Annotated in this window: 14 protein-coding genes and 1 pseudogene; 8 read left to right on the forward strand and 7 right to left on the reverse strand. The window is 47.0% G+C overall.

All coding sequences use genetic code 11. The annotated features are described in order from the left end of the window. Positions 1-60 precede the first annotated feature (60 nt). The 6 genes and pseudogenes from BACSA_RS03290 to BACSA_RS03310 all read left to right on the forward strand — a co-directional run bounded on the left by BACSA_RS03290 (position 61) and on the right by BACSA_RS03310 (position 5223). A complete protein-coding gene (locus BACSA_RS03290) occupies positions 61-2238 on the forward strand; it encodes a tetratricopeptide repeat protein (RefSeq protein WP_013616701.1) in 2178 nt (725 codons plus the stop codon). Positions 2239-2320: 82 nt separating this feature from the next. Beyond that, positions 2321-2908: a hypothetical protein gene (locus BACSA_RS20525; protein WP_245546571.1), complete on the forward strand. Its 588-nt coding sequence runs from the start codon at positions 2321-2323 to the stop codon at positions 2906-2908. Between the two features lie 27 nt (positions 2909-2935). Then, a complete protein-coding gene (locus BACSA_RS20530) occupies positions 2936-3298 on the forward strand; it encodes a TolC family protein (RefSeq protein ID WP_245546619.1) in 363 nt (120 codons plus the stop codon). Between the two features lie 186 nt (positions 3299-3484). Beyond that, a complete protein-coding gene (locus BACSA_RS03300) occupies positions 3485-4039 on the forward strand; it encodes a GrpB family protein (RefSeq protein WP_013616703.1) in 555 nt (184 codons plus the stop codon). A 106-nt stretch (positions 4040-4145) separates the two neighbouring features. Beyond that, positions 4146-4652, forward strand: coding sequence for a nucleotidyltransferase domain-containing protein (locus BACSA_RS03305; protein WP_013616704.1), 507 nt, complete (start codon positions 4146-4148; stop codon positions 4650-4652). Between the two features lie 154 nt (positions 4653-4806). After that, a pseudogene (locus tag BACSA_RS03310) lies at positions 4807-5223 on the forward strand (EamA family transporter). Positions 5224-5230: 7 nt separating this feature from the next. Here BACSA_RS03310 and BACSA_RS03315 read toward each other — a convergent pair. The 5 genes from BACSA_RS03315 to BACSA_RS03335 all read right to left on the reverse strand — a co-directional run bounded on the left by BACSA_RS03315 (position 5231) and on the right by BACSA_RS03335 (position 11444). Further along, positions 5231-5947, reverse strand: coding sequence for a DUF169 domain-containing protein (locus tag BACSA_RS03315; RefSeq protein WP_013616705.1), 717 nt, complete (start codon positions 5945-5947; stop codon positions 5231-5233). Between the two features lie 478 nt (positions 5948-6425). Beyond that, positions 6426-9275, reverse strand: a complete 2850-nt coding sequence (gene gcvP / locus BACSA_RS03320) for an aminomethyl-transferring glycine dehydrogenase (RefSeq protein ID WP_013616706.1) — start codon at positions 9273-9275, stop codon at positions 6426-6428. 31 nt (positions 9276-9306) lie between these two features. Further along, positions 9307-9945, reverse strand: coding sequence for an MBL fold metallo-hydrolase (locus BACSA_RS03325; RefSeq protein ID WP_013616707.1), 639 nt, complete (start codon positions 9943-9945; stop codon positions 9307-9309). Between the two features lie 11 nt (positions 9946-9956). Next, positions 9957-10589, reverse strand: a complete 633-nt coding sequence (gene rsmG, locus BACSA_RS03330; protein WP_013616708.1) for a 16S rRNA (guanine(527)-N(7))-methyltransferase RsmG — start codon at positions 10587-10589, stop codon at positions 9957-9959. Positions 10590-10592: 3 nt separating this feature from the next. Next, on the reverse strand, positions 10593-11444 hold the full coding sequence (locus BACSA_RS03335) for a DUF3298 and DUF4163 domain-containing protein (RefSeq protein ID WP_013616709.1): 852 nt from the start codon (positions 11442-11444) through the stop codon (positions 10593-10595). A 202-nt stretch (positions 11445-11646) separates the two neighbouring features. Here BACSA_RS03335 and lipB point away from each other — a divergent pair, with 202 nt between their 5' ends. Then, positions 11647-12318 (forward strand): lipoyl(octanoyl) transferase LipB, encoded by a 672-nt coding sequence (gene lipB, locus BACSA_RS03340; RefSeq protein ID WP_013616710.1) that lies wholly within the window; start codon positions 11647-11649, stop codon positions 12316-12318. A gap of 445 nt (positions 12319-12763) precedes the next feature. On the opposite strand, the gene BACSA_RS03350 is transcribed toward lipB, so the two are convergent. Together BACSA_RS03350 and BACSA_RS03355 are read right to left on the reverse strand one after the other, a co-directional pair. After that, positions 12764-13588 carry an exodeoxyribonuclease X C-terminal domain-containing protein gene (locus BACSA_RS03350; protein WP_013616712.1) on the reverse strand — a complete coding sequence of 275 codons (825 nt, stop codon included), beginning with the start codon at positions 13586-13588 and terminating at the stop codon, positions 12764-12766. Positions 13589-13660: 72 nt separating this feature from the next. Further along, complete coding sequence (locus BACSA_RS03355) at positions 13661-15988, reverse strand: transglycosylase domain-containing protein (protein ID WP_013616713.1); 2328 nt, start codon at positions 15986-15988, stop codon at positions 13661-13663. A gap of 224 nt (positions 15989-16212) precedes the next feature. Here BACSA_RS03355 and pyrB point away from each other — a divergent pair, with 224 nt between their 5' ends. Further along, complete coding sequence (gene pyrB, locus BACSA_RS03360; RefSeq protein ID WP_013616715.1) at positions 16213-17166, forward strand: aspartate carbamoyltransferase; 954 nt, start codon at positions 16213-16215, stop codon at positions 17164-17166. Positions 17167-17177: the final 11 nt, after the last annotated feature.

The raw sequence follows: 17177 nt of genomic DNA on the forward strand, positions 1-17177 counted from the left end.
AGATGCCCGCAAAATTACAAAATTATTGCTACATTTGCACCTGTCAAACCGGATAAACTTATGTACGAGCAAATAATTGAACTTTTAGACCAACGGAGGCTGAAGGAAGCTCTTATTCAATTGCAGGCTCTTGCCTCGGAGACTGAAGACTGGCAGCTGTCCGCGGATATAGAAAACATAGCGACCACCTATAATTATATGTTGCAATATGCAGCACAAGGAACAAGCGACCCTGAACGGTCCAAACTTTATCATTTGTTGCGGAGAAATACGTACGAATTGACAGATAAGGCTGAGTTCCTGAAGGCATGCAGGAAGAATAGCGGGCACTTTGCCGACAAGTGCCGGTATATGCGCCAGAATCCTCCCCGTACATTCCACGAGTTGCATGTAGGTTTGGAGTCCTTGAGCGAGGACATGGCTCTTGCCGGATTGCTTGCAGGAGAGAAAGACGGGCAACCCGACACACAGAAGAATTTGGCGTTACGTCACGAGCAAATGACCGATGAACTGTTCGACAAAATATGGACTTCGACACAATGGAGTGAAGAGGAATTCCAACAAGCCAACGCATTCTTGTCTTCCCTTCTGATTCCGGTCAATGACCTTGCCGTAATGATTAGTGCCGTTACCCTAAGCCTGCTTCGCTTGTTCGACAACCGCAAATTCCAATTCTTGCTGAACGCATACCAGGCAGAGACAAATCCCTTGGTCACGCAACGTGCCTTGATAGGCATCGCACTGACCGCATATTACCAGGAGAAACGGCTTTCGCTCTACCCCGAGCTGCAAGCCGCCCTCTCTTTGCTGGGTGAATCACAAAGCGCATCCGAAAATATGCTCATTATCCAAATCCTGCTTTTGCTCTCGCGCGAAACAGAGAAGATTGAAAAGAAGATGCGCGAGGAAATAATCCCGCAAATGATGCGCACGCCGGGCATATACAAGCCTGACTTGAAAATCATTGATATCGAAGACTTGGAAGACAAGAATCCCGAATGGAGCAAGGACATGGCTCAGATAGAGAAAAACATCCGCGAGCTGGGAGAACTTCAAATGGAAGGGGCGGATACCTACATGAGCACTTTCGCCCAATTGAAAAGCTATCCGTTCTTCCGGCAGGCGGCACATTGGTTTTACTTGTTCGATAAGCAGATGCCCGAAATATCGTCTCTCTTCGAAAACGAGAAGAAAGGGCAAAAGAGCCTGATGAGCTTCATTGTGAATTCGCCGGTTTTCTGCAATTCGGATAAATATTCGTTCTGCCTTACCTTATATAATATACCTGCCCAGCAACAGGAGATGCTCACCTCTCACCTTGCCAACCAGAACGAATTTGCGCAAGAGCAAATGCAGGCGCTTGCCGAATCTGCTAAAGAAGCTCAAAAGCCCAAAACCATAAGCAGCCAATACATCCACGATTTGTACCGTTTCTTCAAGCTATGGGCATATAGGAACGAAATGCATGATTTGTTTAAAGACAAGCTGGATTTATGGAACTGTCCGGCGCTTCATTCCTTGCTCCATAAGCCCGAAGCATTGAAACACATCGCTGACCACCTGTTTGCAAAGGATTACATGGAAGAGGCTTCTGCCCTTTACCTGAAACTGAGCCAAGAAGAAAAGCCCGATGCCGAAATCATGCAAAAACTGGGTTTTTCGTACCAAAAGTTGAAAAATTACGACGAAGCTATCAAGGCATACATCCATGCCGACTTGCTTAAGCCAGACCATGTATGGACGCTGAAACATTTGGCGCAATGTTATAAGCGCACCCGTCAATACCCTCAGGCATTGGAATGTTACGAAAAAGTGAAAGAAATGAAGCCTGATGACTTGAACACGTTGCTCCAGATGGGGCAATGCCTCGCTACGATGCGTCAATACGATAAAGCGCTTGCGTATTTTTTCAAGGTAGAGTACCTCGGCAAGACTCCGGCAAATGCCCAACGCGCCATCGGCTGGTGTTATTTTATGACCGGAAGGTATGAAGATGCACTCCGTTTTTACCAAAAGTTGCAGGAGACCGATGATGTGCAAATATCGGATTGGTTGAATGCCGGACATGTGTATCTGGCATCAAACCGTATACCGGAGGCATTGGAATGTTACCGGAAAGCCGAAACTTATTGCAAGACACACGAAGAGTTCATCAAGACTTTTTTAACGGATAAAGAAGCCTTGCAAGAGCAAAACATCCCGGAAGATACAATCTATCTGGTTCCGGACATGATATAAAATGACTTCTGTTTTATACTGATATCTTCAAACTTTCCCCAAACTCATAGCCTACTTTTGCCAGAAAAAACGAAAGTAGGCTATGACACGATTCATATTTCCTTTCTTATTATCCCTTCTTTGCCTGTGCGCTTACGGGCAAAGAACCGGTAAATCGCTGCCCGATTATGTGGAAGCAGCCAAGCGGTACAGCCCCTTGCTCCACGATTACCGCCACCAACTGCAAATAGAGCAGGCGGAGCTCCGGCGGCTGAAGACGCTGTACACCCGTTCACGGCTGGAGCTGAACGGGGATTACCTGTTCGTACCCGTCCTGACCAAAGACGGGGGACAAACTTCTTTCCGGTGGAACGCACAGGATGCCACGGATTATTACGGCTACGATTTGGGCGAGAGCAGCGGGCACCTGCATGCCGGAGCCACGTGGACACAACCGCTCTTGGGACATTCGTCTTACAAAGTGGCACAGGAGCAATCCCGCATCAATATGGATATGGCTCGCAACCACATCCGCTTGGAAGAGAACCAACTGGAACGCGCGGTGACGGAACAGTACCGGTTGGACAGCCTGAACACGGCGGCATCGCTGCGCTCTTTCAACTTGCAGTACAAGCCGCGGCTGGACCTGTTTGTGGACGGAGGCATGCAGACGGGCAGCTTCTCGCAATGATACAGGCATTTCGGCTGGAGCGCAGGACTGACATTTACGTGGACACTCTTCGACGGCAGGCAAAAGCGCTGGAAAGAGCGTCAGGCGGAACTGCAGCAGCAAAGCATACGCATCTACCGGGACCATGCCGAATACCAACGCAGCATGAGGCTTCGCCAATGCCTGTCGGAGTTGGAGAAATATGACCGGAGGGAAAAGGCTCTGACGGAGCAACTCGCCGGATACGAGCGTGTCCTGTCCGATTACGCGCGGGAGGTGGAGGCCGGGCAGGTGTCCGTGTTGGATTACCTGACCGTGCTCCGCAACAAGATACAGACGGAACGGGATGCCCTGCTGATGCGCACGAACCGGCAGCTTGTCATTGCCGCCTACAATTACTGGAACCACTAAACACAACTTGGATATGAAAGCAACTCTTTCGATTCATCAACTCTACGCCAAGCCCATCCTCTTCGTGGCGGGTCTGCCCCTGCTGCTGGTGGGGCTTCCGGCGCTGATGCGGAGGATTTACCGGTGAATGGTGGGCTTGGTGTTTGCCAAGCTTGCTGATTTTTCATACCTTCGCAAGAAAAAACTATGACATCAAAAGATTATCTTGAAAAGGTAACTATCGGGAATCTTGCCGAATTGTCGGGGAAAATCATCTTGCATGAATATGACCCTCAGTGGAAACTTCTGTTTCAACATGAAAAGGCTCGGATAGAGAATGCCTTGTGCGGAAAAGAGATTATTGTCGAACATGTCGGCTCCACCTCAGTTCCTGGATTATGCGCGAAACCGATTATCGACATTCTTCTTTTGGTACCAAATTCGGCAGATGAAACCTACTACGTGAGGTTATTGCAAGACGCAGGATATGTTCTTAGAATCCGTGAACCAGAATGGTTTGAACATCGGATGTTCAAAGGCAAATCGCCGGAAGTGAATTTGCATGTCTTTTCAATCGGATGCAAGGAAGCAGACAGAATGATAGACTTCCGTGATTGGCTGATAGCGCATGAAGATGACAGCCGTCTGTATGCAAACACGAAAAAGCACTTGGCCACCAAAGATTGGAAATATGTACAAGAGTATGCCGATGCGAAGTCAGAAGTAGTGAAAGAAATATTCCGGCATATTTTTGCCCGGTAGAGTCCTTCGGGGGGCCGACGGTGTAAATCTGTTTTTGATGAGGCTTAGTGTTTGCTCCGCTTGCTGATTTTTTCTATCTTCGCATGCAAACTTCCAAAATTTAGATATGATTACCGAAAAAGATGCTATTGATTTAATCATGCTTGCCGAAGAATTGGAGATAAATGTTTTCATTGACGGCGGCTGGGGTGTAGATGCATTGTTAGGCGAACAAACGAGAGAACATCAAGACATTGACTTGTTTGTGGAAGAAAGGCAGGCTGTGCGTTTCATTCATGCTTTACATCAACAGGGATTCAAGGAACGGACAGAAACATATTCCACTCCGCAGCACATCGTTTTCACAGATGCGGATGGGCGGACGGTGGATTTGCATTTGTTTACATATACTTCGGAAAGGAAGATTGTTTTTGAAGGAGCAATTTATCCGGCAGACACGTTCAATGGAGAAGGTTGTATCGGCAGAAAAAAAGTGTCGTGTATTCCTCCCCAGGTACAGGTCGCTTTCCACACAGGATATGTTTTTGATGAAAACGATATTAAAGATGTGCTTGCCTTGTGTTATCATTTCCATATTCCTATCCCTGAAGAATACAAGCCTTATGCTAAGTAATCCGCCCCCATCCGAAGCTCCGACAAATCTTACAGGAGAAAGTACTATTCCTGGCAGAGGCTTTCCTTCTTCCTTCAAAATTCCTACAAAATCCGCTCCTACCTTTGCGCAGATACAATAACTTTGCAACCGACTTAAAAACAGGAAAGCGATTATGTGGAAATACTATGCACTGCTGTCCGCCCTCTTTGCCGCGCTGACCGCTATCTTCGCCAAGGTGGGCGTGAAAGACATTAATTCAGATTTGGCTACGGCTATCCGCACCACCGTCATCCTGCTGCTGACGTGGGGCATCGTGCTCTTCGGGCAGCACGTGGGCGAGATAAGGGAGATACCGCGTCATGCCTAGCTCTTCCTTGTGCTGAGCGGCGTGGCGACGGGGCTGTCGTGGTTGTTCTATTTCAAGGCACTGCAGACAGGCGACGTGTCGCGCGTGGCGCCGATAGACAAACTGAGCGTCGTCATCACCATCTGTCTGTCGTTCCTGTTTCTGAAGGAACCGGTCAGCCTGCGGGTTGTGGCGGGCGCGCTGCTAATTACGGGCGGAAGTATCATCATGTTAATCAAGTAAGCGCAGGTCAGATGCTGTTGGTTATCCGTTCTTTTACCTTACTCCATGCATTTGTATTGAAGAGGCAACAACGGTCCATTGCCTGATACATTTCTTTAAAACGGCTTGCCGGAATCACAAAACTCAGCACATTGCTTTCTACATAAGGGCGCACGGAAGGGTCGAGCAGACCTATAAACGTACGACGGCCGCCTGTTCTGTTTTCTTTTACGGCTTGGGCTACAACTGATGAACAGCCTGAGCCGAAAATGCAGGAGACAGCATCATCGGCGTTATTGTCGAAGAATGCCCAAGTTGCCAGTCCTGACAGCATGTCGGGAGTAGCAAAAAACAAAATCCCTTCCATGGGTTCAAAACTCTCTACGCGGTCAATCCGGATGAAATTAAGATACTTTTTAGCAGCCGGCCGTATATCAAGCCGTTCAATGCACGTTATCACATCTTCCGGAGAAGCCTTGTAGCGTTCTTTATGTGACACAAAGCCGGGCACATGCTCAGGCATCGGCGCAAAGGCGGTATAGAGCTTGCCACCGCCACAACCGATGGTCTCGGCATTCAGGCTAAGCCCTTTCCCTTTTCTCGCGGCATCCATTCCCTTAAAGAGACAACCGTTTATCTTATCTGTATCTGCCACCGGCTCGTTATCATAATAGAACAGAAGCGGAAGTTCCGCCGTTTCACCAAAAGCCTGGCGGTATTTGCTGATGAATGTCTGAGTATCCATATCTTTTTCAGTATAAGTAGTTTTGTGGATAAATATAGTGAAAAATTCGATTCTTCTTCAATATATCTTCAAATTTCACTATTACCTTTGTTTCTCATCAAACGCAATGAAACTGCTGATTATTGAAGACGGAAGTATTTCTCCCCCGAATAATCGTTTCCGCATCGGGATTGCATTATCGTTGCAGCCAGCTTCTATTTATGGTTTCCATATCAAAACCGTACGGTTTCCATATCAAGAACGTACGGTTTCCATATGGAGAACGTATGGTTTTGATATCAAGAACGTAAAAGTATGCCTACTGAAACAACGATATAGATTACATGCAAAACCAAATGTTCATTAATGTCTTATCCTTTTATATGTTGTATGCCATCAAAAGCAGAGACGATGTGTGGTGCACATCGTCTCTGCGGAAACGGCATAGAACATGCAGGAAATGCACAAATCCATGCCGTGAAAGGAATAAAGTTGGTTCTTATTCGAATTTCCCGTATCGTGTGGGAAGAAGTTTCCGGTCGCCTAACGTGTTGTCTACACGGGCAACGTTAATCCAAAATTTATTTTCGCGTACGCTTTCAATCGGATAAACTGCTTTTGTGCGGGTGTAGGCATGTTGCCAATTATCGGAAACGGCCTCATATTCGGGATGCGGAGCGTTAACGAGAACATTGTCTTCCTTCGAAGCTTCCCCATTCTTAATCTCCTCTATCTCGTTCCAAATAGAGAGCATACAGTCTATAAAATTATTCAGTTCGGCAAGGCTTTCGCTTTCGGTCGGCTCAATCATTAAGGTGCCGTGAACAGGGAAAGAAAGCGTAGGCGCATGATAGCCATAATCCATCAGACGTTTGGCGATGTCATTCTCGGTGATGCCGCTTTCCTCGTGTATCTTCCGGCATTCCAGAATCATTTCATGTCCGACGTATCCGTTGATGCCCCGGTAAACCGTTCCGTAAGTATCATTCAGAGAGGCAGCCAAGTAATTGGCGTTCAGGATGGCAGCTTTCGTTGCACGCTCCAGCCCTTCTGTCCCCATCATGCAAATGTATCCGTAAGTGATAGGCAATATGCCGGCACTTCCAAACGGAGCCGCAGAGACTTCGTTCGTTTCATTGCCAAAGAGTGCATGCCCCGGTAAGAAAGGAATCAGATGCTTGGATACGCATACCGGGCCAACTCCCGGACCACCGCCTCCATGGGGGCTGGCAAAAGTCTTGTGCAGATTCAGATGGCACAAATCTGCCCCGATGGTACTCGGATTGGTAAGCCCTACCTGTGCGTTCATATTGGCGCCGTCCATGTAGACCTGCGCGCCGCATTGATGAATAATCTGGCAGATTTCCACAATATCGTTTTCAAAGATGCCGTGCGTAGAAGGATAGGTAATCATCAAGGCGGCAAGGCGGTCTTGATTGGCTTCGGCTTTGGCGCGCAAATCGTTAATGTCTACGTTACCTTGTTCATCGCAAGCGCATGTCAGGGTTTCGTATCCGGCTTGTACAGCCGATGCGGGATTGGTTCCGTGTGCCGATGCGGGAATCAGAATCAGATTGCGGTGCCCTTGCCCGATGCTTTCCAAATAGCTTCGGATAATGCGCAATCCGGTATATTCGCCGGCTGCTCCCGAATTGGGTTGGAAGGTAATGCCGTCAAATCCAGTGATAGCAAGCAATTGTTTCGACAGGTTATCAATCAGTTCATGATATCCTTGCGCCTGGTCTTCAGGCACCAATGGATGGATATTCATCCAAGCAGCGTTGCTAAGCGGAAGCATTTCGGCTGCTGCATTCAGTTTCATGGTACACGAACCTAATGAAATCATGGAATGGGCAAGGGAAATGTCCTTACGTTCCAGCCGCTTGATGTAACGCATCATTTCGGTTTCGGTGTGATAGCGGCAGAACACCTCGTGAGTGAGGAAAGCAGATTGCCGGCACATTTCTTTCTTTAAGGAAGAGCATTCAGGAATGTTATCCACTTCGTGTACAGATTCTTCTGCAGCGATGCCGAGTATCGTTAGCAGGTGGTTGGCATCGGCGGCTGTAGTGGCTTCATCCACGCTGATGCCGACATCACCGTTTTCGAAATAACGCAAGTTGACCTCCTTGCTTAACGCGATGGTCTGCAATTTCTCTTGAGACACATGAGCGGGAAGTTGCAGGCGAAGCGTATCGAAAAAGTCCTCGTTCCGTTCTGCATATCCCAACTTGACTGCTTGCTTATCCAACCAGCTGGCTATGCTGTGGATGCGCGCGGCTATTTCCCGGATACCTTCCGCTCCGTGCCATACGGCATAGAATCCGGACATAGTAGCAAGCAAGGCTTGGGCAGTGCAGATGTTCGAAGTCGCTTTCTCACGCTTGATGTGTTGTTCGCGTGTCTGGAGAGCCATCCGATAGCACAAATGCCCGTATTTGTCTTTCGAGAGTCCGATGATGCGTCCGGGCATGTTGCGCTTATATTCATCACGTGTGGCGAAATAGGCGGCAGAAGGTCCCCCATAAAACATCGGGATACCCAAACGCTGGGTGCTTCCGAATACGATGTCGGCTCCCCACTCGCCGGGAGGCACCAGCAAGGCAAGACTCAGGATATCCGCATCAACCGCTACCTTGCATGAGGCTTCATGGGCGCGGAGGGTAAAGTTGCGGTAATCTTCAATATTCCCGCTATTATTAGGATACTGCACGATACACCCAAAGATATCGGGCGTAAATTCCAGTTCCTTATAGCTTCCTGTTCTCACTTCGATGCCCTGAGGTATGGCACGGGTACGGATTACCGAAAGCACTTGCGGGAATACCTCACTATCGACAAAGAGGGTATTAGCTCCTGCCTTTTGTTGAGCACGGCTTCGCAATGCATGCATCATGGTTGCAGCTTCGGCGGCTGCAGTGGCTTCATCCAGTAAAGAACAATTGGCGAGGGGCATTGCGGTCAGGTCGCTTACAGCGGTCTGGAAATTAATGAGCGCTTCCAGACGTCCTTGCGAAATTTCGGTCTGATAGGGAGTGTATGATGTGTACCATACCGGATTTTCGAAAACATTCCGTTGGATAACAGCGGGCGTAATGCTATCGTACCAGCCTGTACCAATGTAAGACTTGTAAATTTTATTATGAGATGCAAGCTGTGCAATGTGTCCGGCAAATTCGCGTTCGGTCATAGCGGAAGGCAAATCCAAGGGATGTTTCAAGCGAATTCCTTTTGGGATGACCTTATCTATCAGTTCATCTATTGTTTTAACACCTATTTTCCCCAACATTTGGGGCAGGTCTGAATCTGTAATGCCAATATGACGGTTGGCAAAAACATTTGTTTTCATGGTCAGTTTTAGTTTATGAGGTTAAGGCTTTTCATTTAAAATAAGGATTGTCTATCTTTTCTTTTCCGATGGTAGTGGAATCCCCATGTCCGGGGTAAACCACGGTTTCGTCGGGAAGAGTAAAAAGTTTGCTTACGATGCCATCCATCAGTTCTCCGAAGTCACCTCCTTCCAAATCTGCACGTCCGATGCTTCCCCGGAACAATACGTCTCCGCTAAATGCGCATGAGTGTGCCGCATCGTAATACACGATGCTTCCGGGCGAATGTCCGGGCACATGGATGGCTTTCAATTCTGTATTGCCGAAGCGGATGATGTCTCCGTCCGAAACATATCCGCCCAAGGGAACCGGAGGCTCATTGGGCGGGAAGCCGAACGCATGGCATTGGGCAGGCAATCTGTCCAATAAGAATTCATCTTTCCGGTTGGCTTCTGCCCGAAGATTGAATTCCCTAAGCATAAACGGATTTCCGAAAACATGATCTAAATGCAGGTGGGTATTGAGCAGGTGCTTTATCCTAAGATGATTTCCGTTGATGTATTGTTTCAGCTTCTGCTGCTCTTCGGGATAATAGCATCCCGCATCAATCACAACGGCTTCTCCCGTTTCGTCGGAAAGGACATAACAGTTAACGGGAAACATATTGAATTCAAAACGTTTGATTATCATGGGGTAATTACTTAATTTATACAAACATAAATTACCTTTTTGGTCTCGAAATATTCTTCCTTAAAGAAGTCTTTCAGATTAGTCACCATGACCTGGTGCCTCACTGATTGTATTTCATGTTGCAATTCGCCTCCTTTTAAGCAAATCAGTCCGTTGGGAAGGGCATTGCTTTCTTCTTTTTTAATGTTCTTCCGTACGATTTTTATTAAGTCAGGAAGAGGCATCACGGCACGGCTTACAACGAAATCGAACATGCGTTTTTCTTCTTCAGCCCTGCAATGACGCGCCGTTACGTTTTTCAATTCTATGGCATTTGCCACTTCCGTAGCCACTTTCACTTTCTTTCCGATGCTGTCTACCAGATGGAAAGACACTTCCGGGAAGAGAATGGCAAGAGGGATGCCCGGAAATCCGCCTCCTGTTCCTAAATCCATGACTTCGGTTCCGGGACGGAAATGAATGACTTTTGCAATGCCTAACGAATGCAATATATGATGTTCGTATAAGTTTCCGATATCTTTTCGGGAGATTACGTTGATTTTGCTATTCCAATAGGTGTACAAATCCCAAAGGGCAGCGAATTGCTCCTTTTGTGTATCGGTCAAGTCTGGAAAATAATTCTGAATTATGTCCGCCATATCCATGCATCATTGTTTTAAATAAGACTGAATGTCATCGTAATTTACGGTCAACCGGAAATCTCCGGCAGAGTAAGGGGCAATTTCATACCGGTTATAGTAAAAGGTGACTCCTTCTTTCCCTAAGATAAAGTTAGCGGGAATATAAAGGTATGTATCCAGCAAGATACCCATGGATTGCAGCCCGTCGAGCGAAGTAATGGTATCGATACCGGTCCGTTTGTTCACTTCCTTAATCAGCTCGTTCATGATGAGCTTGCAAATGTTGGCTGTATCTTTCACGTTGAACACATCTTCTTCGCTCAATATCTTTCCCGTTTCCTGACTGACATTTAAACAAGTGATTTCGGTGTTGGGATGAGCGCCTCCCGTGTACCGGAAATCAGTCAGGGTATAATTCCAAATGCCCTTTCTTCCTTCTTTCATTTCTGTATTCAGCTGGTATTCGTAATTATACCATGCCGGCACATCATCCGGCTTCATTCCGTTGTGAAGATCTGCCTCGAACAAGCTTTTCACATCAGACTTGTAATTTTCAATGTAGTTTTCAGTTAAAGCCTGCAAGACCTCATCAGGTCGGGCTGTTTCGTATTGGGGTCCGAAAAAATGCTTTATTACCGTAGTATTGATTTTCGGTGAAATTGAATCAGTCTCCGATATGGGCTGGAGATAAGAGATATCTAAACTGATTTTGCAAGACGGAACATTTTCACCCTCTTGCAGATAAACGATGGTATCGGTGCTTACAGTACATACCTGTGGAGGCATGTCCGCTTTCTTTTGGGGTTGGCAACCTGGCAACACCATACATCCGGTGGCACAGAGCATCATCGATAGCAATACTAATTTTCTCCTTTCCATATCATTTGTTTTTAGCGTTGGAATTTTTTTGCATTACAAATGTAATACAAATCCGTGAATAAATCAGTATAAAAGCAGACATCTTTCTGTTATTGGAGGCAAGTATTTGGGAAAAGATGTTTTTTATTCTGGTTTTTCTTTCAAGAAAGTGTAATTTGGCTTACATTTGTTTAGATTTTAATTGTTCCAAAAAAGGGATTTTATGAAAGCAAGCTTACAAATCGAATATTGGGGCACGATTCCTTACCGTGAAGCATGGGAAAGGCAGACGGCTTTGTTCAATGCACTGATAGCCGCACGGACCGGGCATGCCCCTTATGTGAACCGTCTAATCTTTTGCGAACATCCGCATGTATACACATTGGGAAAGCATGGAAAAGAAATGAATATGCTTTTGAACCAAGCTCAACTGAAGCAGATTGGGGCAGAACTGTTTCATATCGACCGGGGTGGAGACATTACCTATCACGGGCCGGGGCAGTTGGTGTGCTACCCTATTCTATGCTTGGAAGACTTTCATTTGGGGGTGAAGGAATACATAGCCTTATTGGAAAATGCCGTTATCCGAGTATGCCGTTCGTATGGCATCGAAGCCGGAAGGGTAAAAGGAGCAACGGGAGTATGGCTTGCATCCGGCACACCCGAGGAACGGAAAATATGTGCCATCGGGGTGCGGTGCAGCCACTTCGTAACAATGCATGGGCTGGCTCTGAATGTGAATACCGATTTACACTATTTCGGTTATATTCATCCGTGCGGCTTTATCAATAAAGGTGTAACATCGATAGCGCACGAAACAGGGCACGAAGTTCCGATGGGAGAAGCCATAGGGAAGCTGGAAGCATGTTTAAATGAAGAATTGCTGCATTCATAAGCGTACGCGCCTCTGTTTATCGGCCTATACATCCAATGCCCGAGGGGCGGATTCCAGCCGGGCGTTACAATTGTTACAAATGACAATTAAATAATTTGATGTTAAGAAGGCGGCACCACCATCCCCACCACACGAAAGTGATACAATAAATAATATTATATATAAATGTATATTTATATATAATATTATTTATACATAAGAGTCTTCCTTCTTTCTTTTCCCGATTTTGATAATTGTCATTTGTAACAATTGTAACGCTTTGAGCTGTTCCGGTGGCTCCATGAGGACGTGCCGTCCTAAAACGGCTCCTTCATCTATGAGCATTTCCTTTTGGATATACCTGCGCCGCCCGATGCAGATAGTTGCGTGTGCCACCGCAAACATCCGGATTATCAGATATAGACATAACATCGCTTATTGGAAAACTCAAAACAGGCTCTTCCGTTTAACGCGCAATCTTGACATAACCTAACCGGGTATAACGGACGCCATGGCTTTCATAGTGGGACATGACACGGGCGGACGAGAGATGGAGCATTCCGTGCGGAGTGATTTTAAGGCTATGGCAACTCAGGGCATTGGGAGAAAGGCTTCTGCCTCCGGCTTTTATGGTGAAGACAAAACGATTCCCATCGCGGTCGGCGGCTAAGACCGATTGGTCGACATAAAAATCGGGTTTGTACGTGTCCACCTGAAAGCGCACGCCGAGAACGGTAAGGAAAAGCTCTCTTAAAGTCTCTCCCACTTGCCCGACATTGCGGCTGACCGATGATATATGGCGTTTCTGGACCGTAAGTTCGAAATGTACCCGTGCAAAGAGTTTGGCTTTCTCAGCCAAAGGCTCGTAGCGCTTTTGTTCCGGCTGGAACTTATTGGCTAACCACAATACATACGAAGGGTCGATGTAGTAAATTTCAGACATGCGCTTTCCCCTGTATTTCCCGAAAGGAATCATATCGTCCGACGAGCCATAATAAGATTCAAAAATCTGGTTGTCAAATGCTTCCAATCGGATATTGCAATTCTGAAGCAGGGCAAAAGCACGTTCAGAAGCCGTATCAAAAGTCACGGCAAGCGTACGGATGAACAAAGGAGCCTGCACGTTGGGGAAAATGCGCCAAAAGCCATAGTAAGGGCGGTATGCCGTAGCCATACTAATGGCATAACACCCATTGGCGTTGGTGCGCCCCCGATTGAACTCATCAATGCTTCCGAATACTTTTTCAGCCAAACGAGGCGAAACTTGATACAAAGTGAGGTTGCGGCTCATACATTCCTCCTTTCTTTTTTCCGATTGGGCAAGATAATAAAAAAGGAGGAAATATGCAAGGAAAAGCGCAATTTACTGGAAGAAAACGTCATCCAGACGGCTGGCATTTTCTTCTTCCATCTCGGTCAGCTTATCTTTGCAAGGGTCGAAATCTTCAGGAATATCAAAATGCTCTTCTTCGGAATAACCGAGCGTCTTGTCTGCATAAACCTTTTGCATGTAAAGCCCCCATACAGGCAATGCCATAGAAGCTCCCTGCCCGTCACGCATGGTATCGAAGTGAATATCACGCTCCTCGCCTCCTACCCAGCATCCCGAGACCAACGAAGGGGTAAAGCCCATAAACCAGCCGTCGGAATTGCGATTGGTGGTTCCTGTCTTGCCTCCCATATCGGCTTTGATGCCGTACAGGCGCCGCACACGCCCGCCTGTACCTTCATTAATTACGGCACGGAGCATAACCAACATCTTATAGGCACTTGATTCGCTAATGACTTCATCCACTTGCGGAGAGAAGGTCGCTATGACGTTCCCTTCATTGTCTTCAATCCGGGAAACAAAAAGAGGCGCGGTACGGATGCCCCGGTTGGCAAATGCCGTATAAGCGCTTACCATTTCGCCGACTGATATTTCGCACGGCCCCAAGCAGAGAGACACCGTTGGCTGGATATCCTTATTCAATACGCCGAACGAATGAATCAGACGGGCAAGCGCATACGGACTGAGCTTGCTCATCAAGTATGCCGAAATCCAATTGTTCGAATTGGCAAGCCCCCATTTCAGGGTCACGATTTCGCCATAGTGCGACTTGGAAGAATTGCGGGGCGACCATGCCTTACCGTTCTCGTCGAAAAGGGTTTGTTCGACATTGCGCACCTCATCGCAGGGCGAGAAGCCGTTTTCCATTGCCAGGGCATACAAATAAGGCTTGATGGTAGAGCCCACCTGACGGCGTCCCACCATAGCCATATCATATTGGAAATAATTGTAATTCGGTCCGCCTACGTATGCTTTCACATAGCCCGTAACCGGATCCATCGACATGAATCCGGCACGCAAGAAATACTTGTAATACCGGATGGAATCCATCGGAGTCATAATGGTATCTTTCTCTCCTTCGTAAGAGAATACCGACATTTCATGCTTTGTATTGAATGCCTTGCGGATTTCTTCTTCCGAACATCCGGCCGCTTTCATCTGGCGATAACGGTCGGTAAGACGCATCGAACGGTCCATGATTGCATCCACTTCCTCTTGCGTCAGTTCATTGGTATAAGGCGCGGTCTTCCGCCCGCGTTTTTCCTTGAAGAAACGGGGCTGGAGATATTTTGCCACATGTTCGTAAACCGCTTCTTCGGCATATTGCTGCATCCGCGAATTGATAGTGGTATAAATCTTCAAACCATCATTATAGATGTTATAGTTCGTGCCGTCCTTTTTCTTGTTTTTCGCGCACCAGCCGTAAAGCGGGTTGGTCTTCCATGCCAACGAATCTTCGTAATATTGCTGCATTTGCCAGCCGCGGTATTTGCTCTTTACGGGTTCCTTGGCGGTCATGATGCGGCGCAGGTATTCGCGGAAATACGTAGCAAGCCCGTCCTTATGGTCTACCGGCTGGAACTTCAACTTGAGCGGAAGCGCCTGAAGCGAATCGCATTCGGCTTGAGTCAGGTATCCTGCCTTGCGCATTTGGTCAAGCACCGTATTCCGGCGGCCGCGTGAACGCTCGTTAAAACGGCGTGGATTATAAAGCGAAGGATTCTTGCACATGCCTACCAATGTAGCCGCTTCTTCAACGGAAAGGTCTTTCGGGTCTTTCGAAAAATACGTCTTAGCCGCCGTCTTGATGCCTACCGCATTGTTCAGGAAATCAAACTTATTGAGGTACATTGTCAGGATTTCCTCTTTGGTATAATACCGTTCCAGTTTCACGGCTATCACCCATTCAATCGGCTTCTGAAGCAGACGTTCCATCACATTATCTGCCGTAGGTGAATAAAATTGCTTGGCAAGCTGCTGGGTAATGGTGCTTCCTCCTCCGGCATTTTTCTGCATAAGGATGCCACGCTTTACCACCGCACGGACAAAGGCACGGAAATCGATGCCCGAATGTTCGCTGAACCGCACATCTTCGGTCGCAATCAAGGCATTTACCAAATTGGGAGACAAGTCATTATACCCTACATATACCCGGTTCTCCTTGCTATACGACCAGGTACCAAGCAATTCTCCGTCATCGGATATAATCTGAGTGGCAAACTTTAAGTTCGGATTCTCCAGTTCTTCTACCGGAGGCACATAGCCTATCCATCCTTTGGCAATCGCCGTAAAAACCGTTGCCACCGCCAGTATGCCTAAAATCACCAAAGCCCACAACAGATATATGAATTTCTTTCTCATAATTTCCTTTCCTTATTATATTATGTAAAAAACCCGTACGCAGAACATGCGTGAGCCGCTCTTCTTATTTGCGGGAAACAGCGCATCGCCGTGTCTCTGTGTCCTATATTCTCCTTTTAATGTGCAAAAGTATAAAAAATGCGGGAATAAAAGCCGTTCATTCTATTTTTTTGACTATCTTTGAACTCCGGTATTTATATACAACGATCATAAAAACCGAAAATATGGAAAATAGAAGTTTAGTTACTATCGCCAACCACTCGAAAGAACGCATTCTTTACCTGTTGGAAATGGCACAAGAGTTTGAAAAGAGACCGAACCGTCATCTGCTGGACCAGAAAATCGTAGCCACCCTTTTCTTTGAGCCTTCTACCCGCACCCGCTTGAGCTTTGAAACTGCAGCCAACCGGTTGGGGGCGAAAGTAATCGGATTCACCGACCCGAAAGTGACCAGCTCTTCAAAAGGAGAAACACTGAAAGATACCATTATGATGGTGAGCAATTACGCCGACATCATCGTAATGCGGCATTATCTGGAAGGAGCGGCACGCTACGCCAGCGAAATCGCTCCGGTGCCTATTGTCAATGCAGGCGACGGAGCCAACCAGCATCCTTCTCAAACCATGCTCGACCTCTATTCCATTTATAAGACCCAAGGGACATTGGAAAACCTGAACATCTATCTGGTGGGTGATTTGAAATACGGACGTACGGTACACTCGCTTTTGATGGCAATGCGCCATTTCAACCCCACCTTCCATTTCATTGCTCCCAATGAACTGAAAATGCCGGAAGAATACAAGCTGTATTGCAAGGCGCATCAAATCCGTTACGAAGAGCATACCGATTTCAACGAAGAGACAATTGCCAACGCGGATATTTTGTATATGACCCGTGTGCAACGTGAGCGCTTTACCGACCTGATGGAATATGAACGGGTAAAGGATGTATATATCTTGCGTAACAAAATGCTGGAACATACCCGTCCGAACTTGCGTATCCTGCACCCCCTGCCCCGTGTGAACGAAATTGCTTATGACGTGGACAGTAATCCGAAAGCTTATTATTTCCAACAGGCACAAAACGGGCTGTATGCACGCGAGGCTATCTTGTGTGACGTGTTGGGCATTACCCTGGATGAAGTAAAAGCGGATACCGAACGATTAATGAACTTTTAAATCTTACACCT

Origin of the sequence: Phocaeicola salanitronis DSM 18170, from assembly GCF_000190575.1 — a bacterium.
GTDB lineage: Bacteria > Bacteroidota > Bacteroidia > Bacteroidales > Bacteroidaceae > Phocaeicola > Phocaeicola salanitronis.

Excerpts from the sequence above, each read along its gene's own strand:
- BACSA_RS03290 (WP_013616701.1), top strand. The coding sequence starts at position 61 with ATGTACGAGCAAATAATTGAACTTTTAGACCAACGGAGGCTGAAGGAA.
- BACSA_RS20525 (WP_245546571.1), top strand. The coding sequence starts at position 2,321 with ATGACACGATTCATATTTCCTTTCTTATTATCCCTTCTTTGCCTGTGC.
- BACSA_RS03300 (WP_013616703.1), top strand. The coding sequence starts at position 3,485 with ATGACATCAAAAGATTATCTTGAAAAGGTAACTATCGGGAATCTTGCC.
- BACSA_RS03305 (WP_013616704.1), top strand. The coding sequence starts at position 4,146 with ATGATTACCGAAAAAGATGCTATTGATTTAATCATGCTTGCCGAAGAA.
- BACSA_RS03315 (WP_013616705.1), bottom strand. The coding sequence starts at position 5,947 with ATGGATACTCAGACATTCATCAGCAAATACCGCCAGGCTTTTGGTGAA.
- gcvP (WP_013616706.1), bottom strand. The coding sequence starts at position 9,275 with ATGAAAACAAATGTTTTTGCCAACCGTCATATTGGCATTACAGATTCA.
- BACSA_RS03325 (WP_013616707.1), bottom strand. The coding sequence starts at position 9,945 with ATGATAATCAAACGTTTTGAATTCAATATGTTTCCCGTTAACTGTTAT.
- rsmG (WP_013616708.1), bottom strand. The coding sequence starts at position 10,589 with ATGGATATGGCGGACATAATTCAGAATTATTTTCCAGACTTGACCGAT.
- BACSA_RS03335 (WP_013616709.1), bottom strand. The coding sequence starts at position 11,444 with ATGGAAAGGAGAAAATTAGTATTGCTATCGATGATGCTCTGTGCCACC.
- lipB (WP_013616710.1), top strand. The coding sequence starts at position 11,647 with ATGAAAGCAAGCTTACAAATCGAATATTGGGGCACGATTCCTTACCGT.
- BACSA_RS03350 (WP_013616712.1), bottom strand. The coding sequence starts at position 13,588 with ATGAGCCGCAACCTCACTTTGTATCAAGTTTCGCCTCGTTTGGCTGAA.
- BACSA_RS03355 (WP_013616713.1), bottom strand. The coding sequence starts at position 15,988 with ATGAGAAAGAAATTCATATATCTGTTGTGGGCTTTGGTGATTTTAGGC.
- pyrB (WP_013616715.1), top strand. The coding sequence starts at position 16,213 with ATGGAAAATAGAAGTTTAGTTACTATCGCCAACCACTCGAAAGAACGC.